This is a genomic window from Martelella mediterranea DSM 17316 (genome assembly GCF_002043005.1).
Classification (GTDB): domain Bacteria; phylum Pseudomonadota; class Alphaproteobacteria; order Rhizobiales; family Rhizobiaceae; genus Martelella; species Martelella mediterranea.
The window spans coordinates 3,257,469-3,278,471 of sequence record NZ_CP020330.1 but is presented as its reverse complement, the minus strand read 5'-3'; the positions used below and the strand labels follow the sequence as shown (position 1 = coordinate 3,278,471).

Sequence of the window (21,003 nt, the reverse complement as noted above, 5' to 3'; positions counted from 1 at the left end):
CATCATGGTACAACTTAAAATGGACGATTCAATTATTATCGATGTCCTGAAGTCGGTGCGACGCATCGCCCTCGTCGGCGCGTCCCCCAAGCCGGAGCGGCCCAGCCATCGGGTGATGGGTTTTCTGATGTCCAAGGGCTATGAGCTCGTGCCGGTCAATCCGGGTCTTGCCGGCAAGACGATCCACGGCGAGACCGTCTATGGCAGCCTCTCCGATATTCCGGGCACAATCGACATGGTCGATATCTTTCGCGCCTCGGCTTTCGTCGGCGGCGTGGTGGATGAGGCGCTGACACTCTCGCCGCTGCCGCGGGTCGTCTGGATGCAACTCGATATCCGTGACGATGCCGCTGCCGAGCGAGCGCGTGCGCGTGGTCTGACTGTCATCATGGACCGATGTCCGGCAATCGAATATCCGCGCCTGATCGGCGCCTGACGATCAGCCGTCCGCGCGTAGCATCTCCGGGTCCGCACGCATCTCGTTCAGCAAAGCCTCGTTGTCGCAGTAGTCGCGGAAGTTCTCCGCGGCGGTATTGCTTGCGAGATCGGCGCGGCAGCGGTCCTTGTCGCGGCAGCCGGCGCAATTGGCCTCCATGCCGTAATAGAGCCGGCGATACTGGAATTCCGCCTCGACCGGATCGATGTTGAGCGCCTTCATCATTTCGGTCATTTCCGCGGCGTCACGCGGCTCGGCGAAGGCGAATTGCGCCGTGGAGATCGCGGGGAAGATCGTATTTGCGCGATGCCGCCCGTGTGCGCCATTATCGGTTCCCGCAAGGCCTTCAATCAAAAAATCCATTGCTGTTCTCCGCGTTGTCGACAGCGATACTGACACCTGTATAAAAGACAGCATTGATCCCGATCAAAAAGCCGGAGGGGTGCTTTCGGCCGGGGAAGAACACAGGGAAGGAACTGATCATGGAAAACCGGGAACCGGGATTTTCGACGCTCTCGATCCACGCAGGCGCCGCGCCGGACAGCGCAACGAATGCGCGGGCGACGCCGATCTACCAGACGACCTCGTTCGTCTTCAACGATTCCGATCACGCCGCGGCGCTGTTCGGGCTCAGGGAATTCGGCAATATCTATACCCGCATCATGAACCCGACCACGGCCGTGTTGGAAGAGCGCGTCGCAGCGCTTGAAGGCGGTTCGGCGGCGCTCGCGGTTGCCTCCGGCCATGCCGCCCAGCTCCTGACCTTCCACATGCTGATGCAGCCCGGCGACAATTTCGTCGCGGCGCGTCGTCTCTATGGCGGTTCGATCAACCAGTTCGGCCATTCCTTCGAGAATTTCGGCTGGCAGGTGCGCTGGGCCGATTCCGGCGATCTCGACAGCTTCGCCTCCCAGATCGACGATCGCACCAAGGCGATCTTCATCGAGAGCCTTGCCAATCCCGGCGGCACCTTCGTGGATATCGAGGCGATCGCCAAGGTCGCGCATGACCACGGCCTGCCGCTGATCGTCGACAACACCATGGCGACGCCCTATCTGGTGCGCCCGCTTGCCCATGGCGCGGATATCGTCGTGCATTCGCTGACGAAGTTCCTTGGCGGCCACGGCAATTCCATGGGCGGCATCCTGGTCGATGGCGGCACGTTCGACTGGTCGAAGTCCGGCAAGTATCCGATGCTGTCGGAGCCGCGCAGCGAATATGGCGGCCTGGTGATCCACGAAGCCTTCGGCAACCTTGCCTTCGCGCTCGGCGCACGCGTGTTGAGCCTACGCGATCTCGGTCCCGCGATCTCGCCGTTCAACGCGTTCATGATCGCGACCGGCATCGAAACCCTGCCGCTGCGCATGCAGCGCCATTGCGACAATGCGCTCGCCGTCGCCAAATGGCTGAAGCAGTCGGACAAAGTGTCCTGGGTCAGCTATTGCGGGCTGGAGGATGATCCCAATCACGGGCTTCAGCAGCGCTACGCGCCCAAGGGGGCAGGGGCCGTCTTCACCTTCGGTCTCAAGGGCGGCTACGAGGCTGGCAAGACCTTTGTCGGCGGGCTCGAACTGTTCTCGCATCTCGCCAATATCGGCGACACCAAATCACTGGTTATCCACCCTGCATCCACAACCCATGCACAGCTTACGCCAGAACAGCAGGTTGCCGCCGGCGCAGGTCCGGATGTGGTGCGGCTGTCGATCGGCATCGAGGATGTCAATGACATCATCGCCGATCTTGAACAGGCTCTGAGCAAGATCTGAGTCGATTGGGTGATGGGCGGCGCTGAGCGCCGCCCATAGCGAAGCTCGAATGCTACTGGGCTGTCGCCGCTAAACGGCCAGCGCGACCTCACGATCGGCGGATTGTGCGGGTTGCGGCGTGGGGCCGTCATAGAACACGATGCGATTGCGTCCGTCGCCCTTGGCCTGGTAGAGCGCGCGGTCGGCCTCGCTGAGCATGGATTCGATATTGCCGATGCGGCCGCGCATCAGCGTGACGCCGATGCTGACGGTCATCCTCAGCTCGTGACCGTCCTCGTGAAACGTGGTGGCTTCCAGCGTCGATCTGATCCGCTCCGCGATCTGGCCGGCGGTGTTTCGATCGGTCACCCGCGTGAAGATCGCGAACTCCTCCCCACCCGTCCGGCCGAATATGTCCCTTTCACGCAGGCATTGGCGCACCACATGCGTGAAGTTTACCAGGGCCCTGTCGCCCGCATTGTGGCCATGAACGTCGTTGATGCTCTTGAAATCATCGAGATCGAGAGAGAAAAACGCGAACTGGTCCGATTTGGCGGAGCGCTGGGACATCTTCTCGATTTCATCGACGACGCCACGCCGGTTCAGGACACCGGTGAGCGGATCGCTGAAGGCGAGGTCGCGCAGGTCGCTTTCCAGCCGCTCGACCGTCAGCCAGACGGCGAGGAAGCCTTTCAGGGAGAACAGCACGAAACCGGTTATCAGTGCAACCGAGGTGGTCGCGCTACCAAGCGAAGGCGGTTCTTGCTGCAGATTGTAGGCGCTGAGCAAGGCAAGGCAGGTAAGGGCCTCAACGACGAAGATCGCCATCAGCGACTGGCGAAATGGCCCTTTGAGCGCGTGCAGGTTCTTCGCCATGAAATAGAAGCCGTAAATCGCGACCGTAAAGGCCGCGATGTAAAAACTGGCGACATTGGCAACGCTATCAAATCCGGCAAGCCTGCTGACGACGACGGCAGCGAACCAGAGCGCGACGATCACCGAGGTGAAGGCGGCGGGCCGGTCTTCGCCGCAAAGGCTGAGAAGCCCCGCGGTCGAAAGCGCGCGGGCGCCGATGAGACCTGTGAACGCTATCATTCCGATCAGACGCAAATCGTCCCGGCCGGCAACCGTAAGGAGCGCGAGGCCGATCCCCTGGGCAAGCAGGGCGAACACCCAGTAAAGCACATACATACGTGTCCGATTCCGCAACCAGAGAGGAAGCAGAAAGGCGGCCAGAAGCAAGCTGTCCGCTGACCAGGCTATGACTGCGGTCAGGTTATAGGGCAAATCGAAATCCCGAATATCTGCAATGCGGGACCTGAGCATAGCGGGGGTGCAACCCATCCTCCAGATATGCCCTGACCCATTTTTGGTGCTAAACGATTTAATGCGATAGTTTGTGAAGTTTTACACAATTGAAACGGGAACAAAAGGACCTTCTCCGCCGAAAACCAGTCGCGCCGGACGCAAACCATCTCTTGAAGTGACAAGGTGTGGCACTCTATGTAGGGGAAGACGAAAAGATTCGAATGAGACCGGCGGCGATCAGCGCCCGAAGGAAAGCCATGACAAATCCCGTAGACACCGCGATGGCCCTCGTACCCATGGTCGTGGAGCAGACCAATCGCGGCGAACGATCCTATGACATCTATTCGCGCCTCCTGAAGGAGCGGATCATCTTCCTGACCGGCCCGGTCGAGGACCATCTGGCGTCGCTCATCTGCGCGCAGCTCCTGTTCCTCGAAGCGGAAAACCCGAAGAAGGAAATCGCGCTCTACATCAACTCGCCGGGCGGCGTGGTGACGGCGGGCATGGCGATCTATGACACCATGCAGTTCATCCGTCCGGCCGTGTCGACGCTTTGCGTCGGCCAGGCCGCGTCCATGGGCTCGCTGCTACTGGCCGCCGGCGAAAAGGGCATGCGCTTTGCCACGCCGAATGCGCGCATCATGGTTCACCAGCCCTCGGGCGGGTTCCAGGGCCAGGCATCCGACATCGAGCGCCACGCCCGCGACATCATCAAGATGAAGCGCAAGCTCAACGAGGTTTATGTCCGGCACTGCGGCAAGACCTACGAGGAAGTTGAAACCACGCTCGATCGTGACCATTTCATGGACGCCGGCGAAGCGCAGGACTGGGGCCTGATCGACAAGGTCATGACCTCGCGCAGCGAAATCGAAGGCGCGAACTGAGCATCGGCTCCATTCGGTCGATATTATCGGTCGGATGGCCGCCTTTGACGGGGCCACGCGATGTCGCAGAGTTGCAATCGCGCTATGCAAATCGCGCCGGTCGACGCTTTTGGGGTTTTATCCGCCGTTGAAGCCGTTAATAGTATGGCAAACCGAAGCTGTTACGACATCGTAATGCGTAACAGGGCCGGCTTGACGGCATGGTCTGGAAGCGGGCATGACCCGTCGTGTTGTTGCCCTTTTGTTTTGCGAGCGTTCTTCAGGGCGGCAGAAAGCGAATATGATAGTGGCCGTTCAAGGCGGGCGGCTTACTGGAAGGAAGTGATAATGAGCAAAGTCGGCGGTAACAATGGCGGTGACTCGAAGAACACGCTCTATTGTTCCTTTTGCGGAAAGAGTCAGCACGAAGTCCGTAAGCTGATCGCTGGCCCGACGGTTTTCATCTGCGATGAATGCGTCGAGCTGTGCATGGACATCATCCGCGAGGAAAACAAGACCTCGATGGTGAAGTCGAGCGACGGCGTGCCCACGCCGCAGGAGATCATGGAGGTTCTGGACGAGTATGTGATCGGACAGAACCACGCCAAGCGAATCCTGTCGGTGGCGGTCCACAACCACTACAAGCGGCTGGCCCATGCCTCCAAGGGCGGCGGCGAGATCGAGCTTTCGAAGTCCAATATCCTGCTGGTCGGCCCGACCGGCTGCGGCAAGACCTATCTTGCCCAGACGCTCGCCCGCATCATCGACGTGCCGTTCACCATGGCGGATGCGACGACGCTGACGGAAGCCGGCTATGTCGGCGAGGATGTCGAGAACATCATCCTGAAACTGCTGCAGTCGGCCGATTACAATGTCGAGCGCGCCCAGCGCGGCATCGTCTATATCGACGAGGTCGACAAGATTTCGCGCAAGTCCGACAACCCTTCGATTACCCGTGACGTTTCGGGCGAAGGCGTTCAGCAGGCGCTCTTGAAGATCATGGAAGGCACCGTTGCCTCCGTGCCGCCGCAGGGCGGGCGCAAGCATCCGCAGCAGGAATTCCTGCAGGTCGACACCACCAACATCCTGTTCCTGTGCGGCGGCGCGTTCGCTGGCCTCGACAAGGTCATCTCGGCGCGCGGCGAGCGCACCTCGATCGGCTTCGGCGCATCGGTCAAGGCCGCCGATGACCGTCGCGTCGGCGATGTGCTGCGCGAACTGGAGCCGGAGGACCTGGTCAAGTTCGGGCTGATCCCCGAATTCATCGGCCGTCTGCCGGTGATCGCGACGCTGGAAGACCTTGATGAAGCGGCGCTGATGCAGATCCTGACCGAGCCGAAGAATGCTCTGGTTAAGCAGTATCAGCGGCTGTTCGAAATGGAGGATGTCGAGCTGACATTCCACGAGGACGCGCTGCTCGCCATTGCGCGCCGCGCGATCGAACGCAAGACCGGCGCGCGCGGCCTGCGCTCGATCATGGAGAAGATCCTGCTCGACACCATGTTCGAACTGCCGGCCATGAAGGGCGTTCGCGAGGTGGTGATCTCGGACGAGGTGGTCGAAGGAACGGCGCAGCCGCTCTACATTTATGAGAATCGCTCGGGCGACAAGGCCAATGCCTCGGCCTGAGGCAGGCATACTCTGACTATATCTGGCGCGGGCAGGGCGGTTTCATCGTCCTGCCCGCGTCGTTTCAGGGCGCATCCGGCACGAAACGGCGCGGATTGCCGGTTTGTTCCGCCGAATTCGCGGTACAGCTTGAAATCGATCTTTCAAAGCGCCACTTGTTCCGCAACAATCGAGAAGAAATCAACGGGTTGCTCCCAACGGCCCGTCAATACTGCCCGGTCTTCCTCCGGGCGGTCGGAAAGGAAAAAGACATGACGCAGAACGCGCCAGCAGCGGAAGCCGCCGCTTATCCCGTGTTGCCCTTGCGTGACATCGTGGTTTTCCCCCACATGATCGTTCCGCTGTTCGTCGGCCGCGAGAAGTCCATCCGCGCGCTGGAAGAAGTGATGAACGCCGATCGCCAGATCATGCTCGTCACCCAGATCAATGCCGGCGATGACGATCCGGAACCCGATGCGCTGTATCGCATTGGCACCATCGCCAACGTCCTGCAATTGCTGAAACTGCCCGACGGAACCGTCAAGGTTCTGGTCGAGGGCAAGGCGCGTGCGCAGATCGACGATGTCCGTCTGGAGAACGACTTCTACGAAGCCAATGCCAGCGTGCTGGCCGAGCCGGAAGAAGACGCGGTCGAAATCGAGGCGCTTTCGCGCTCGGTGGTATCCGAGTTCGAGAATTATGTGAAGCTGAACAAGAAGGTTTCGCCCGAGGTTGTCGGCGCCGCCGGCCAGATCGAGGACTACTCGAAGCTTGCCGACACGGTGGCCTCGCATCTCGCGATCAAGCTGACCGAGAAGCAGGAAATGCTGGAAACCACCAGCGTCAAGAGCCGCCTGGAAAAGGCGCTCGGCTTCATGGAAGGCGAAATCTCCGTCCTTCAGGTCGAAAAGCGCATCCGCACCCGCGTCAAGCGGCAGATGGAGAAGACCCAGCGCGAGTATTATCTGAATGAGCAGATGAAGGCCATTCAGAAGGAACTCGGCGAGGGCGAGGACGGCCGCGACGAAATGGCCGAGCTCGAAGAGCGCATCAAGAACACCAAGCTCTCCAAGGAGGCCCGTGAAAAGGCCGACGCGGAGATGAAGAAGCTGCGCAATATGAGCCCGATGTCGGCCGAATCGACCGTGGTCCGCAATTACCTCGACTGGCTGACCGGTCTGCCCTGGAACTCGAAGTCGAAGATCAAGCGTGATCTGAAGGCGGCCGAGAAGGTGCTGGAGGAAGATCACTTCGGTCTCGAAAAGGTCAAGGAACGCGTGGTCGAGTATCTCGCCGTGCAGGCGCGCGCCAAGAAGCTCAAGGGCCCGATCCTGTGCCTCGTCGGCCCGCCCGGCGTGGGCAAGACCTCGCTCGCCCAGTCGATCGCCAAGGCGACCGGCCGCGAATATGTGCGCATGGCGCTTGGCGGCGTGCGTGACGAGGCCGAAATCCGCGGTCACCGCAGGACCTATATCGGTTCGATGCCCGGCAAGATCATCCAGTCGATGAAGAAGGTCGGCAAGAGCAATCCTCTGTTCCTGCTCGACGAAATCGACAAGATGGGCGCCGATTTCCGCGGCGATCCGTCGTCGGCCCTGCTTGAGGTGCTGGATCCGGAACAGAATGCGACGTTCATGGACCACTATCTCGAGGTCGAATACGATCTGTCGAACGTGATGTTCATCACCACGGCGAACACGCTCGATATTCCGGGCCCGCTGATGGACCGTATGGAGATCATCCGCATCGCCGGCTACACCGAGGACGAGAAGCTGGAGATCGCCCGCCGTCACCTTCTGCCGAAGGCGATCCGCGAGCATGCGCTCAAGCCCGAGGAGTTCTCGGTCGATGACGGTGCGCTGATCCGCACGATCCAGCAGTACACCCGCGAGGCGGGCGTGCGCAGCCTCGAGCGCGAGTTGATGAAGCTCGCCCGCAAGGCCGTGACCGAAATCGTCAAGGGCGACAAGACCGAGGTCCATATCACCGCGGACAATCTGCACGACTATCTCGGCGTCCAGCGCTATCGCCACGGCGAGGCGGAAGGCGACGATCAGGTCGGCATTGTTACCGGCCTGGCGTGGACGGAAGTCGGCGGCGAACTGCTGACGATCGAGGGCGTGATGATGCCGGGCAAGGGTCGCATGACCGTTACCGGCAACCTGCGCGACGTGATGAAGGAATCGATTTCGGCGGCGGCCTCCTATGTCCGCTCGCGCGCCGTCGACTTCGGAATCAAGCCGCCTATGTTCGACAAGTACGACATTCACGTCCACGTTCCGGAAGGCGCCACGCCCAAGGACGGTCCGTCTGCCGGCGTCGCCATGGCCACGGCCATCGTCTCGGTCATGACCGGAATTCCGATCCACAAGAACGTGGCGATGACGGGCGAGATCACGCTGCGCGGTCGGGTTCTGCCGATCGGCGGGCTGAAGGAAAAGCTGCTTGCGGCGCTGCGCGCCGGCATCACCAAGGTGCTGATCCCGGAAGAGAACGCCAAGGACCTGCCGGACATCCCGGACAACGTCAAGAACGGTCTCGAAATCGTGCCGGTATCGCGCATGGGCGAGGTGCTTCAGCACGCCTTGCTGGAGGTTCCGAAGCCCATCGAGTGGGACCCGGAAGCTGATCCGGTCGCGATTTCGAGCGATGAATCGGAAGGCGACTCGGTCAAATCCGTGGCCCATTGAGGTCGAACAATTGCCACTTTTCACGGGCTCCTGTGGAAAAGGGGCGCAGGAGGCCGGTTTTCAACCGGCCTTTTGCGTGCAAAATGCCCCAAACCCCTTGCAATTCCCTGCCACGCAAGGCTTTTGAATTGCAGCGGGCTTTGGTGGAGTGTAACTAAACCCCTGAGACAAGACCTCGTTTCGAACCATTTGAGAAAGGGTGGAAACATGAACAAGAGTGAACTCGTAGCATCCGTAGCTGAAAAGGCTGGCCTGTCGAAGACCGACGCGGCCTCCGCTGTAGACGCTGTATTCGACGCCGTTCAGGGCGAACTGAAGAATGGCGGCGAAGTCCGTCTCGCCGGCTTTGGCGCCTTCACGGTATCCCACAGCGCCGCGCGCAAGGGCCGCAACCCTTCGACGGGCGCGGAAGTTGATATCCCGGCGCGCAACGTTCCGAAGTTCACGGCCGGCAAGGGCCTCAAGGAAGCTTGCAACTCCTGATCTCGCTGTTAGGCGAAAAACCCGGAGCCTCGCGTTCCGGGTTTTTTTATATGTAATTTAGTTAGTATAAACTTACGTATTGCGGCAGCGTTCATCGCCGTTTGGTCCGGTCAGACCTTGCCTGGTTGAAAAATTTGCTTTGCGCTTCATATCATGAAGCGAGGCCGTAGATGTCCGGGCCTGGGTCTGGACGTGTTACGGAGAACGTTTTTCATGCTATGCTAAAATGTCATAGAGTATCTTACCGGTATCAGGACGAGCGCCATTGAATAGCCCCCTGAAGCCAAATGCGGAGGAGAAGCGTCTCGCGGCGCTGCGCAAGCTCGAGGTGATCGACACGCAGCCGGAGGCGGAGTTCGATGCGCTCGCCAGGGCGGCGGCATTGGTTTGCGGCACGCCCGTATCCCTGATTTCGTTGATCGACAGGGATCGGCAGTGGTTCAAGGCGAATGTCGGCCTCGAAGGTCTGGTGGAGACCGAGCGGCGCCTGTCGTTCTGCACTTACGCGATTGAAGGTGACGGTCTTCTTGAGGTTGGCGATGCCCGCAAGGATGAGCGCTTCGCGGCTAACCCCTTCGTTACGGGTGACCCCGGGATCCGCTTTTACGCCGGCGTGCCCCTCAAGCTGTCCGGCGGTGAGAATGTCGGCTCTCTCTGCGTCATCGATATGGAAGCGCGCAGCCTTTCCGACGAGCAGCGGCAGATTCTGTCCCATCTCGCGGAAGCGACGGCTAGGGCGCTGGAAATGCGCCGGGCGTTCCTGCATGAGAACGAACTGCTGGCCGCCGCGGCCGAGACGCAATCGATCCTGCAAAACAGCGAGGATGCGATCGTCACCATGGATATGGGCGGCCGAATCACCCGGTGGAACAGGGCCGCCGAGCGAATGTTCGGCTATGCGGCTGATGAGGCCCTGGGCGCTTCGGCCGGCATCATGGCGGGCGACGATACAGCCGCCTACGACCCGTATTCGCGGCTGAGGGAACTCGGCAATGCCCGCACGATCCGCACGGAACGCAGGCACAGGGACGGGTCGGCCATTCCGGTCTCCGTGTCGATCGGTCCGGTGGTTTCCGAAGACGGCGATATTGTCGGCGCCACCGAAATCATCCGCGATATTTCCGATATCCTGGCGACGCAGAACGAGCTTTCGCAAGCGGAGCAGCGGCTGCGCCGGCTCTATCAGTCCACGCCGGCGATGCTTCACGCGGTCGACCCTGACGGCCGGCTTTTGAGCGTCAGCGACCGCTGGCTGGAGGTGATGGGCTATTGCCGGGAGGACGTGCTCGGTCGGCCTCTCGCGGATTTCATGCCGGGGTCATCAGCGCGGCGTTTCCGCACCGAATTGCTGCCGGCGCTTGCGAGCGAAGGATACTACGAGGATGTCGAGGCGCAGATGACCACCCGTTCCGGCGCGGTGATCGAGGTGCTGCTTTCGGCCGTGATCGAGCGCGGGGCATCAGGAGAAGTGCTGCGGTCAATCGGCATTGTCGAGAACGTCACCTATCGCCGGCAGATCGAAATGGCGCTGCGCGCCGAAAGACGCAGGCTCGGCCAGATCATCGAGGGCACGGGTGCAGGCACCTGGGAGTGGAACGTCATCACCGGCGAAAACCGTGTGAATGACGAATGGGCGGCCATGCTCGGCTATACGCTGAAGGAGCTCGCGCCGGTCACGATCGACGCCTTCCGGGACCGGATTCATCCCGATGACCGGCCGCTGCTTGACGCCCGGATTGACGCGCATTTCAACGGCGAGACCAATGATTTCGAGGCCGAACTGCGCATAAGGCACAAGGACGGTCAGTGGATATGGATCGCCACGCGCGGTCGCGTGCTTGCGCGTCGAAGCGATGGACGGCCGGAATGGATGTTCGGCATCCACGTGGACATTACGGTGCAGAAGCGCAGGGAAGAGGAGCTTCGCCTGAGCAAGGAGCTTCTCGACCGCACGGGCCAGGTGGCAGGCGTCGGCGGCTGGGAGTTGGACCTTGTCGAAGGCCGGTTGCGCTGGTCGAAAGAGACCTGCCGGATTCACGACGTCGAACCGGATTACGAACCTCAGCTCGACACGGCGATCAATTTCTATGCGCCGGATTCGCAAGCGCTCATTATGGCGGCGGTTGAAAAATGCATCGCGACAGGCGAGGGGTGGGATCTGGAACTGCAGCTTATCACCGCGAGAGGAAAGCTGCTCTGGGTCCGCGCCGTTGGCTCGGCGGAATACGCCAATGGTCGGGTGGTCCGAATGGTCGGCACGTTTCAGGATATCAGCGAGGCAGTGGCCCAGCGAAAGGCGTTGGAGGAGGTCAACCGGCTGTTTTCGGTGGCGACGGAAACCGGACGGATCGGCATATGGGACGCCGACCTCGTTACCGGCAAGACGAATTACTCCGATATCTGGTGCGAACTGATCGGCTATACCCGTGAAGAGGTGACCGACAGCGGAACCGCCTGGCAATCCTTTATCCATCCCGACGATATGGACCGGGCGCTGGCGGCGGATGCGGCCCATGTTCGCGGCGAGGCGCCGATCTTCGAGGAACAGTTCCGGATGCGCCACAAGGACGGCCGATGGATATGGATCCTCGACCGCGGGCTGGTCACCGAACGCGATGACGAGGGCCGGCCGCTGCGCATGATCGGCACCCATACCGATATCACCCGGCAGAAGGAACGGGAGGCCGAGCGGCTCTTGAACGCGGAGCGCATGGCGATCGCCGCCGACAATGGCGGCATCGGCATATGGGAGATAAACCTCTCCACCAACGAGGCAAGCTGGGATGCGGGCATGTACCGCCTCTATGGCCTGTCACCGGACACCAGCCCGCCGCTGCTCGAAGTCTGGGAACGCAACACCCATGAAGAGGATGCCGCGCGCGTGTCGGGTGCCGTCAGGCGCGCTATCGAGAACGACGACCTGATGGACGAGGAATACCGGGTCGTCTGGCCGGATGGCTCGGTCCATCATCTGCATGGCTCGGCGCGTCTGGTGCGCGGCGTCGATGGCGGTCCGGACCGGTTCATCGGCGTGACTTGGGATGTCACGGAGGAGCGGCAACTGGCTCTCGACCTCGGGGAGCAGCACGAGTTGATGCGGGTCACGCTGGATTCGATCGGGGACGCCGTTATCACGGCGAATGCCGACGGCACGATCCGCTGGCTGAACCCGATCGCCGAGCACATGACGGGATGGTCCACGGCCGATGCCGAGGGCGAGCCGTCCCACCGCGTTTTCAGCATCATCCACGAAGAAAGTCGCGAACCGGCAATGGATCCGATCCGCACCTGCCTGGAATTGCGCCAGGTGGTCGGGCTGTCGGAGGATACGCTCCTGATTTCGCGCGACGGACGGGCGTTCGCGATCGAGGATTCCTGCGCCCCGATCCGGAACGGGGAGGGCGAGGTCCTTGGCGCCGTCCTGGTGTTTCACGATGTCAGCGAGCAGAGGCGGCTGGCGCGTGAAATGTCCTATCGCGCCAGCCATGATCAGCTCACCGGCCTCATCAACCGGTCGGAATTCGAGCGGCGGATGTACAAGACCCTCGACGCGGCCCGTGCCGGCGGCCCCGATTCGGCCCTGCTGTTCATCGATCTCGACCGGTTCAAGATCGTCAATGACAGTTGCGGCCATGCCGTTGGCGACGAGTTGCTGATCAAGATCAGCCGGCTGATCCAGGGCGTGATCCGGGCGAATGACGCTCTCGCGCGTCTCGGTGGCGATGAGTTCGCCGCGATCATCGAAAACTGTCCCATCGATATCGCCCAGAACATCGCCCAGAAAATCTGCGATGCGGTTGCCGATTTCGTTCTGGTTCATGAGGGCAAGCACTACCGGATCGGCGCCAGTATCGGCCTTGCGAGGATCAATGATGCCGCGGCCAGCGTCGCGACGATCCTTCAGGAGGCGGATGCCGCCTGTTATGCGGCCAAGGAGGAGGGGCGCAACCGGGTCCATGTCTGGAGAGACTATGACGAGGCCGTGAGATCCCTGGTCGGCCAGACAAGCTGGGTCACCCGCATAGAGGAGGCGCTGGAGGAAGACGGCTTTGTGCTTTATGCCCAGAAGATCGTCCCGTTTTCCGGAACGGGCGGCAAGACCCATGTCGAACTTCTGCTGCGCATGATCGACGAGAATGGCGGCGTTATTCCGCCAAGCGCCTTTCTGCCGGCCTCCGAGCGCTTCAATCTCGCAACCCGGATAGATCGCTGGGTGCTTGCCCACGCTCTGGAATGGATGCAGTCTGCCGGCGCCGGGCCACAGAGCGTCGTGTCGGTGAATGTCTCGGGCCAGTCGGTCGGCGACCGCGGGTTCCACCGTTTCGCTTTGGAATTGCTTGATGGGGCAAGCGAGGCGGTGCGCCGCAGCCTGTGCCTGGAAATCACCGAGACATCCGTGATCTCCAACATGGCCGAGGCCATGGAATTCATTCGGGCGCTGCGTGATCGCGGCGTGATGATCGCGCTCGACGATTTCGGCGCGGGCTCCTCGTCCTTCAGCTACCTCAAACGCTTCTCCATCGATTTTCTCAAGATCGACGGCCAGTTTGCCCAGGGGCTGCTGACCCATCCCGTCGACGAGGCGACGATCCGGTGCTTCGTGGAGATGGCGCGGGTCCTGAACATCCAGACGGTCGCCGAATATGTCTCCGATGACAAGATCGCCGCGCGGCTGAGAGACATGGGCGTCGATCTGGCGCAAGGCTATGCCTATCACCTTCCTGAGCCGGCGGCCGGGCTGAAGCTATAGGCGCGCCGGGCTCCGGGATTGCGACGGTGGATGGAGCTCCTCGGCATCATCAGGGTAGACTGCAGGGGGTATCGCATATGGCGTGGCAGCTTGCTCCCAATACTCTCTCCCGCTGGCGGGAGAGATGCCCCGAAAGGGGCAGTGAGGGTGGAAGCAGCGTCCCAGAGCTGTGAGGCCGTCCCCGGGGATAGACTCCCCCCTCACTGTCGCTGTCGCGACATCTCTCCCCTCCGGGGCGAGAAGATTGGGAGGCTATGCGACAAAGTGATAAGCGATAGCCTTGCAGTGGGCAGGCAGCGTTCCGGGTCATCAAAACGCTTGACCGCGGCTGAAATCTGTTGCACTAGGTACCGTACCGTACGTTACCTGGTGCGTCGGGCAGAAAAACGGACTCCGGTTTTTCGTTAACCCGCCGCGCCGAAAGAAAGAAGCTGGAGCATTCGGCGCGGTTGTCCAATCGCCCATGCTCCAGTCGAGAGAGCCTTTTGTTGACCGACGACACCGATATCGAGGCCCATTTTTCGCCCCGCCAGCAGGCGGTGCTCGAGCAGGCGCTGCGGCTTCTGGTTGAGGGCGGCGAGAAATCCGTGACCACGGCGGGGATCGCACGCGCGGCAAGCTGCTCCAAGGAAAGCCTCTACAAATGGTTCGGTGACCGCGACGGTCTGCTCGCGGCCATGGTCGCCTATCAGGCCAGCAAGGTGCGCACGTTCGAAAGCGCCGGCCATCGCCTTGATGGCGACGAACTCAAGCGGCATCTCCAGACATTCGGACAGGATCTGCTGGAAGTGCTCTCCGGCGATGTCTCGCTGGCGCTGAACCGGCTGGCGATCGGCCGGGTGACGCGGGATGGACAAAAGCTCGGCCGCATGCTTCTGGAGCGGGGCAGGGCGCAGATCGACCAGCGCGCCCGCGCGCTGCTGGAAGACGGAAGACGCTCCGGCGTGCTGCTGTTCGACAATGGCGACGAGGCTTACCGCGTGCTCTACGGGCTGATCGTCGGCGACAGCCATGTGCGCCAGCTTCTGGGCGAGGCCGCCGACCGCGGCATGTTCCAGCGGCGCGCCGAGCGTGCGGTTGAACGTTTCTGGCTGCTTTACGCGGCCAAATGAATTGACGCCGTTTTCTTCGAGCGGCGGATCAAAAGGACAGGTTGTCAAGGGAAGGAAAGACAATGCGTGTTTACTACGATCAGGATGCTGATCTCAATCTCGTCAAGGGCCGCAAGGTCGCGATCATCGGCTATGGCTCGCAGGGCCGCGCCCATGCGCTGAACCTGAAGGACAGCGGCGCGGAGAATGTCGTCATCGCGCTGCGCGAAGGCTCCTCCACCGTCAAGAAGGCCGAAGCCGACGGCTTCGAGGTCAAGACCGTGGCTGATGCCGCCGCCTGGGCCGACCTGATGATGATGGCGACGCCCGACGAATTGCAGGCCGGCATCTACAACAGCGAGATCGCGCCCAACATCCGCGACGGCGCGGCGATCGCGTTTGCCCACGGCCTCAACGTTCATTTCGGCCTGATCGAGCCCAAGAAGACCGTTGACGTCATCATGATCGCGCCGAAGGGCCCCGGCCACACCGTGCGCGGCGAATACCAGAAGGGCGGCGGCGTTCCCTGCCTCGTCGCTGTGCACCAGGATGCGTCCGGCAACGCGCTTGACGTTGCGCTGTCCTATGCGTCCGGCGTTGGCGGCGGTCGCTCGGGCATCATCGAGACCACGTTCCAGGAAGAGTGCGAAACCGACCTTTTCGGCGAGCAGGTGGTTCTGTGCGGCGGCCTGGTCGAGCTCATCCGCGCCGGTTTCGAAACCCTGGTCGAGGGCGGCTACGCCCCGGAAATGGCCTATTTCGAGTGCCTGCACGAAGTGAAGCTGATCGTCGACCTGATCTATGAAGGCGGCATCGCCAACATGAACTACTCGATCTCGAACACGGCCGAGTGGGGCGAATATGTCACCGGTCCGCGGATCATCACCGAAGAGACCAAGGCCGAGATGAAGCGCGTGCTGAAGGACATTCAGACCGGCCGCTTCACCAGCGAGTGGATGCAGGAATGGCATTCGGGCGCCGCCCGCTTCAAGGCCACCCGCCGCGTCAACGACCACCACCAGATCGAGGAAGTCGGCGAAAAGCTGCGCGGCATGATGCCCTGGATCAAGAAGGGCGCGCTGGTCGACAAAGAGCGCAACTAAGCGCGTCGCATTTGCGCTGTGACTATGAAGCCGGAGGGTTGCCGCCCTCCGGCTTTTTTTACTGGTGCCCGCTCGGTTTTGTCAGTCTTCCGGAAACCATGAAGCGATCTGGGCATCGGTCAGGTTTCCCCCGCACAATGCTGTGGCCACGCATTTGCCTTTCAGCCGGTCCGCCTGAAGAAGTGCGGCAGCCAAACCGGCAGCGCCTGCAGGTTCCACAAGTCGGTTCCAGCTTTGTCGTGCAAACCGCATGGCGGCCAATATCGCCTCATCATCCACCAGAACCACTTCGTCGATGGTGTCCTGCAGCCATTCGACGGCTTCGGGGACCGGCTCGCGAATCGCGATGCCGTCCGCGATCGTGTCTGCCGAAGCCGTTGAAACCGGCTTTCCAGATTCGAAGGACAACGCCATGCAGGGGGCGTTTTTTGCGGCGACGGCAACCACTCGTGTTTTTGGCGACCGTGCCTTGAACCAGCAGCCGATACCGGCGGCGAGCGCTCCGTTGCCCAAGGGAACGAAAATGGCGTCTATGTCATCGGCCTCCCTCGTCAGTTCCGCTGCGATCGTACCGGCGCCCTCCGCGATGGCGGCGGATGCGCCGTCTTCGACGAAAAGCAGGGCGTTGGCTTTCGCGTAGGCCTTTGCTGCCGCCTTGGCCGCATCGAAATCCTCGCCCTCGAGAATGACCTCCGCGCCGAAACGGCGCATTGCCTCGATCTTGCGCGGATTGGCGTTGATACTGGCGAAGACGGTGAGCGCCCGACCAGTGCGGGCGGCATTGTAGGCGAGCCCCTGGCCGAAATTCCCGGCTGAGGCGGTGACCAGCGGCGGAGCATCTGGCTTTAGGCAAGCAACAAAATTGCTGGTGCCGCGGCCCTTGAAGCTCAGGATGGGATTTGTGGTCTCATCCTTGGCGAGGAGCAAGAAGCCTGGCGTCTGCGTCCGCAACAGCGGCGAGTTGAGGAATATCGGATCGATACGCTTCAAGGCGTCTTCGATGCGGGCGGCTGAAGGTCTTGTTTGCTTTGTCATGCGCAGATGATACCCCTATGACTTACCTTGAAACCGCTTTGTCTGAAGTAATGACGCGGAAAAACCGCGCTAAAGGGGGATAATACGCCATAGATGAGATTGATCGCAGCATTCTTTTTCTGCTTCAGGACAACGCGGACCTGCCTGCCAAGGCGATCGCCGAGGGCGTCAACCTTTCGACTTCGGCTGTTGAGCGTCGGATTGCCCGCCTGAAGCGGCAAGGCGTCATCGACCGCATCGTCGCTGTGGTGAGCCCGAAGGCGGTGGACAGAAATCTTTCCATTCTGGTCGAGCTCGAGATCGAAAATGAGTATCGCCACACCCTGGACCAGTTTCAGAAATGGCTCGACAGCGCGGTCGAGGTTCAATCCTGCTGGTATGTGACCGGCGACGCCGACTATGTGCTGCTGGTGGTGGTGCGGGATCTGGCGGAATACAACGCCTTTATCGACAGGCTGATGCGTGAGCAGCAATCGGTGGTGCGAAAATACAAGAGCATGGTCTCGCTCAAGACCATCAAGCACTCGCTGCGATTGCCGGTTTATGAGTAACTGATTTAGGGTAGCCGGCATAAAATTACGGGGTTCTTGGTTGCAGAGAACGAAAATTACGCCAATGCGTCGTTGCCAGCGCATTTATTGCTGAAAAATAGGTCAGCATTATTGACTTAAATCCCGTGCTGTGTTGATCTTCCCGGCACAAAAAAGACGTTTGAGGAAACCCCCATGCTTGACTGGGAAGCGATTTACGCCACACGCGCCAAACGGATGGGCGCCTCTGAAATCCGCGAACTGCTGAAGCTGCTCGACCAGCCGGACATCATTTCGTTCGCCGGCGGCATTCCTGATCCCGCGCTGTTTCCGGCGGCCGATTTCCAGAAGGCCTATTCCGATATTCTCGGCAGTTCGGAAGCCGGGCAGGCGCTGCAATATTCCGTCAGCGAAGGCTATCCGCGCCTGCGCGAATGGATCGTGCAGCGCATGAACGCCCGCGGCATAAACGCCGATATCGGCAATATCTTCATCACCTCGGGCTCGCAGCAGGCGCTGGATTATCTCGGCAAGCTCCTGCTCTCGCCCGGCGATACCGCGCTGGTGCAGTGGCCGACCTATCTCGGCGCGCTGCAGGCCTTCAATGCCTATGAGCCGCGCTATGACAGGCTAGACCTCTCCCGCAACACCGCGCCGGAAGATTATGCCAACGCCGCAAGCGAAGCCGGAAGCCGGGTGAAATTCGCCTATCTCTCGGCCGACTTCGCCAACCCGACCGGTGAATGCCTGACGCCGATGGAGCGCGAGAAACTGCTCGATATCGCCGATGCGCTGGATATCGCCGTGATCGAGGATGCCGCCTACCGGGCATTGCGCTATGACGGCGAGCGCCAGCAGACGCTGCTTGCGATGGACTGCGCGCGCTCCGGCGGCATCGAGAATACCCGCACGCTCTATTGCGGCAGCTTCTCCAAAACGCTGTCTCCGGGCCTGCGCGTCGGCTGGGTCTGCGCGGCACGGCCGGTCATCCGGCGTCTGGTGCTGGCAAAGCAGGCCGCCGACCTGCACTCGCCGACGATCAACCAGATGGCCGTCGCGCGCGTCGCCGAAGCCGGCTTCGACGCTCAGGCGGAAAAGATCATCGCCGTCTATCGTGAGCGCCGCGACGCCATGCTGGATTCGCTCGCCAGGCATATGCCCGATGGCGTAAGCTGGACCAGGCCGCAGGGCGGGATGTTTGTCTGGGTGACGCTGCCGGAACATATCGACAGCGCCGCGCTGCTCAAGGAATCGCTGAAGGAAGCCAAGGTGGCCTTCGTGCCCGGCAATGCTTTTTTCGCGGATGGCAGCGGCAAGAACCACCTCCGCCTGTCGTTCTCCTGCTCTGCGCCCGCCGCGATCGACGAGGGCATGCGCCGGCTCGGCGCGCTGATCGGCAGCGAACTCGCAGCCGCGGCCTGACAAGGGTAGCCGGAAAAAAACGTTTAGACAGAGGCCCGGCGTTCAGCGTCGGGCCTCTTTTCGTTGACAACCTTGCCTCCCATTCCGGGTCATCCTTGGGCTTGACCCGAGGATCCAGGCCGCCCGGCAAAATCTCGTTATAAATCTTCGCAAATTCAGCGACTTAAGCCGTCTGGATGCTCGGATCAAGTCCGAGCATGACTCAAGAAAGAAGGGCGACAACAAATGATGGTCAAAGCTCGTTGCTTTGTCAGCAACCAGGAGAGGCCCGGCGTTCAACGTCGGGCCTCTTTTCTTTTTCAATTTATTCTCTCGGCAGTTCGATCTCCAATCCAGGGCCCGTATTTCGGGTATTGTCATCAAAATCTCAACCGACGTCACTAGGACTGTTGTCGCAGGAGTTTGCGACCGGCACGGAAGGGATTGTGATGAACGTGGTAGACAAGGAAATGCGGACCGAGGCCGATGGCCACAGCGTCCAGCATTATATCGACGAGCACCCGTATTGGGCGGATGGCACGGCAGCGCCGGCGCCGCAGATGACGGCGATGCAATGGCGAATCTGGAGCCTTTCGGTCGCCGGCAAGTTCTTCGAGGGCCTTGTGGTTTTCATGACCGGCGTCGCCATGCCGCTGATCGCGAAGGAATTCGGCCTCAATGCCGTCCAGCACGGTATGGTCGGCTCGGCCTCGCTGTTCGGCATTCTGATCGGCGCGAGTGCGCTTGGCAGCCTTTCGGATCGTTTCGGTCGCAAGCGGGTGTTCATCTTCGAGATCGGTCTTTTCATAGCCTTTCTGGCTATGATCGTGTTCACGCCGAACTTCTCATGGCTGATCGTCTGCCTGTTAGGCATGGGGCTCGCGCTTGGCTGCGATTACCCAACGGCCCATCTGGTGATTTCGGAAAGCACGCCGTCGCGCACCCGCGGAGGGCTCGTGCTTTCCGCCTTCGGGTTTCAGGCTGTCGGCGCGCTGTTCGGCACGGTGCTCGGCTATATCATCCTCACGCTGGACCCGTCGGTCGGGGCATGGCGCTGGATGTATGGCTGCGCGATCATTCCGGCGCTTGCGGTGTTCGCCGGCCGGTTCTTCATTCCGGAAAGCCCGCACTGGCTGGCCGTCAGCGGCCGGGAGCGCGCCGCGGAAACGGAACTGCAGAAGCTGCTGCGCCGCAATCCGCTCTACCCGAAGACGATCTCCATCAACGGCCGGCGGGAAAAGCATGGTGAGAGGCCGCATGCGACCGGCTATCGCGGCCTGTTTCAGAAGCAGAACCGCAGGGCGCTGATCCTGGCATCCGTGCCATGGTTCCTGCAGGACCTCGGCACCTATGGCATCGGCATCTTCACGCCGACGATCCTTGCAGCCACCGTGGGGCACCAGCGCCAGCATGCCCAGAACATCGCCGATCTCGTGCATAACGACCTGATCGCCGCCAAGGGCACGGCCCTGCTGGACGTGCTTCTCTTGGTCGGCATTGTCGCAGCCGTCCTGCTTGCCGACCGGATCGGGCGGATCAGGTTGCAGGTGTTCGGCTTTGTCGGCTGCGCCGCTGGCCTGTTTATCGCCGCCCAGGCCGGAGCCTATAGCGGGGTGACGCAGACCGCGCTAATCTTTACCGGCTTCATGCTGTTCAATTTCATGACCAATCTCGGCCCCAACGCCCAGACCTATCTGATCGCCGGGGAGGTTTTTCCGACGCGGATAAGGGGAACGGGGGCGGGTTTCGCGGCCTCCTTCGCCAAGATCGGGGCCTGCCTCACGGCCTTTCTGTTTCCGGTTCTTCTCGCCGATATCGGCACAACGGCGCTGCTCTACGCCCTCGTGGCCACCTCGCTTGTCGGCGCATTGGTGACCTTCTTCTTCCGCATCGAGACCAAGGGTATCAGCCTCGACGCTTCCTGAGTTTCACGCATAAAAAAGAGCCCCGGCAGAAAGAC

15 protein-coding genes and 1 pseudogene are annotated in these 21,003 nt (G+C 61.2%); 13 read left to right on the top strand and 3 right to left on the bottom strand.

Going from position 1 to position 21,003, the window contains the following annotated elements; all coding sequences use genetic code 11:
- The first annotated feature begins 4 nt into the window (after nt 1-4).
- Complete coding sequence (locus Mame_RS15295) at nt 5-436, top strand: CoA-binding protein (protein ID WP_051085136.1); 432 nt, start codon at nt 5-7, stop codon at nt 434-436.
- Between the two features lie 3 nt (nt 437-439).
- On the opposite strand, the gene Mame_RS15290 is transcribed toward Mame_RS15295, so the two are convergent.
- On the bottom strand, nt 440-799 hold the full coding sequence (locus Mame_RS15290) for a DUF6455 family protein (protein ID WP_018066001.1): 360 nt from the start codon (nt 797-799) through the stop codon (nt 440-442).
- A 119-nt stretch (nt 800-918) separates the two neighbouring features.
- Here Mame_RS15290 and Mame_RS15285 point away from each other — a divergent pair, with 119 nt between their 5' ends.
- Nucleotides 919-2,202 (top strand): O-acetylhomoserine aminocarboxypropyltransferase, encoded by a 1,284-nt coding sequence (locus Mame_RS15285; RefSeq protein WP_018066002.1) that lies wholly within the window; start codon nt 919-921, stop codon nt 2,200-2,202.
- 69 nt (nt 2,203-2,271) lie between these two features.
- On the opposite strand, the gene Mame_RS15280 is transcribed toward Mame_RS15285, so the two are convergent.
- Nucleotides 2,272-3,372 (bottom strand): GGDEF domain-containing protein, encoded by a 1,101-nt coding sequence (locus Mame_RS15280; RefSeq protein ID WP_018066003.1) that lies wholly within the window; start codon nt 3,370-3,372, stop codon nt 2,272-2,274.
- Nucleotides 3,373-3,746: 374 nt separating this feature from the next.
- Here Mame_RS15280 and clpP point away from each other — a divergent pair, with 374 nt between their 5' ends.
- From clpP to ilvC, 7 genes are all read left to right on the top strand, one after another.
- Nucleotides 3,747-4,373: an ATP-dependent Clp endopeptidase proteolytic subunit ClpP gene (gene clpP, locus Mame_RS15275; RefSeq protein ID WP_026173677.1), complete on the top strand. Its 627-nt coding sequence runs from the start codon at nt 3,747-3,749 to the stop codon at nt 4,371-4,373.
- Between the two features lie 327 nt (nt 4,374-4,700).
- Entirely contained in the window at nt 4,701-5,981 is a 1,281-nt protein-coding gene (gene clpX / locus Mame_RS15270; RefSeq protein ID WP_018066005.1) for an ATP-dependent Clp protease ATP-binding subunit ClpX, read from the top strand.
- Nucleotides 5,982-6,232: 251 nt separating this feature from the next.
- A complete protein-coding gene (lon, locus tag Mame_RS15265; RefSeq protein ID WP_018066006.1) occupies nt 6,233-8,650 on the top strand; it encodes an endopeptidase La in 2,418 nt (805 codons plus the stop codon).
- Nucleotides 8,651-8,857: 207 nt separating this feature from the next.
- Nucleotides 8,858-9,133, top strand: coding sequence for an HU family DNA-binding protein (locus Mame_RS15260; RefSeq protein ID WP_018066007.1), 276 nt, complete (start codon nt 8,858-8,860; stop codon nt 9,131-9,133).
- 265 nt (nt 9,134-9,398) lie between these two features.
- The gene (locus Mame_RS15255; RefSeq protein WP_018066008.1) at nt 9,399-13,883 is read left to right on the top strand and encodes a PAS domain-containing protein; all 4,485 of its coding nucleotides are present in this window, start codon (nt 9,399-9,401) and stop codon (nt 13,881-13,883) included.
- A 485-nt stretch (nt 13,884-14,368) separates the two neighbouring features.
- The gene (locus Mame_RS15250; protein ID WP_018066009.1) at nt 14,369-14,995 is read left to right on the top strand and encodes a TetR/AcrR family transcriptional regulator; all 627 of its coding nucleotides are present in this window, start codon (nt 14,369-14,371) and stop codon (nt 14,993-14,995) included.
- 62 nt (nt 14,996-15,057) lie between these two features.
- Complete coding sequence (ilvC, locus tag Mame_RS15245; RefSeq protein WP_018066010.1) at nt 15,058-16,077, top strand: ketol-acid reductoisomerase; 1,020 nt, start codon at nt 15,058-15,060, stop codon at nt 16,075-16,077.
- An 81-nt stretch (nt 16,078-16,158) separates the two neighbouring features.
- Here ilvC and Mame_RS15240 read toward each other — a convergent pair whose 3' ends face one another.
- Nucleotides 16,159-17,112 (bottom strand): threonine ammonia-lyase, encoded by a 954-nt coding sequence (locus Mame_RS15240; protein WP_026173678.1) that lies wholly within the window; start codon nt 17,110-17,112, stop codon nt 16,159-16,161.
- A gap of 89 nt (nt 17,113-17,201) precedes the next feature.
- Between Mame_RS15240 and Mame_RS27535 the strand changes: the two are divergent.
- The 4 genes and pseudogenes from Mame_RS27535 to Mame_RS15225 all read left to right on the top strand — a co-directional run.
- A pseudogene (locus Mame_RS27535) lies at nt 17,202-17,300 on the top strand (AsnC family transcriptional regulator); the annotation flags it as partial.
- 75 nt (nt 17,301-17,375) lie between these two features.
- Complete coding sequence (locus Mame_RS27340) at nt 17,376-17,663, top strand: Lrp/AsnC ligand binding domain-containing protein (RefSeq protein WP_235726841.1); 288 nt, start codon at nt 17,376-17,378, stop codon at nt 17,661-17,663.
- A gap of 174 nt (nt 17,664-17,837) precedes the next feature.
- Complete coding sequence (locus tag Mame_RS15230) at nt 17,838-19,064, top strand: aminotransferase-like domain-containing protein (protein ID WP_018066013.1); 1,227 nt, start codon at nt 17,838-17,840, stop codon at nt 19,062-19,064.
- Between the two features lie 428 nt (nt 19,065-19,492).
- Entirely contained in the window at nt 19,493-20,968 is a 1,476-nt protein-coding gene (locus tag Mame_RS15225; protein WP_051085139.1) for an MFS transporter, read from the top strand.
- Nucleotides 20,969-21,003: the final 35 nt, after the last annotated feature.

What these genes read in the sequence shown, in the direction of transcription:
- Mame_RS15285 (WP_018066002.1), top strand. Translation starts at nt 919, where the DNA reads ATGGAAAACCGGGAACCGGGATTTTCGACGCTCTCGATCCACGCAGGC.
- Mame_RS15295 (WP_051085136.1), top strand. Translation starts at nt 5, where the DNA reads ATGGTACAACTTAAAATGGACGATTCAATTATTATCGATGTCCTGAAG.
- clpP (WP_026173677.1), top strand. Translation starts at nt 3,747, where the DNA reads ATGACAAATCCCGTAGACACCGCGATGGCCCTCGTACCCATGGTCGTG.
- lon (WP_018066006.1), top strand. Translation starts at nt 6,233, where the DNA reads ATGACGCAGAACGCGCCAGCAGCGGAAGCCGCCGCTTATCCCGTGTTG.
- Mame_RS15225 (WP_051085139.1), top strand. Translation starts at nt 19,493, where the DNA reads ATGAACGTGGTAGACAAGGAAATGCGGACCGAGGCCGATGGCCACAGC.
- Mame_RS15280 (WP_018066003.1), bottom strand. Translation starts at nt 3,372, where the DNA reads ATGTATGTGCTTTACTGGGTGTTCGCCCTGCTTGCCCAGGGGATCGGC.
- clpX (WP_018066005.1), top strand. Translation starts at nt 4,701, where the DNA reads ATGAGCAAAGTCGGCGGTAACAATGGCGGTGACTCGAAGAACACGCTC.
- Mame_RS15230 (WP_018066013.1), top strand. Translation starts at nt 17,838, where the DNA reads ATGCTTGACTGGGAAGCGATTTACGCCACACGCGCCAAACGGATGGGC.
- Mame_RS15290 (WP_018066001.1), bottom strand. Translation starts at nt 799, where the DNA reads ATGGATTTTTTGATTGAAGGCCTTGCGGGAACCGATAATGGCGCACAC.
- ilvC (WP_018066010.1), top strand. Translation starts at nt 15,058, where the DNA reads ATGCGTGTTTACTACGATCAGGATGCTGATCTCAATCTCGTCAAGGGC.
- Mame_RS15260 (WP_018066007.1), top strand. Translation starts at nt 8,858, where the DNA reads ATGAACAAGAGTGAACTCGTAGCATCCGTAGCTGAAAAGGCTGGCCTG.
- Mame_RS15240 (WP_026173678.1), bottom strand. Translation starts at nt 17,112, where the DNA reads ATGACAAAGCAAACAAGACCTTCAGCCGCCCGCATCGAAGACGCCTTG.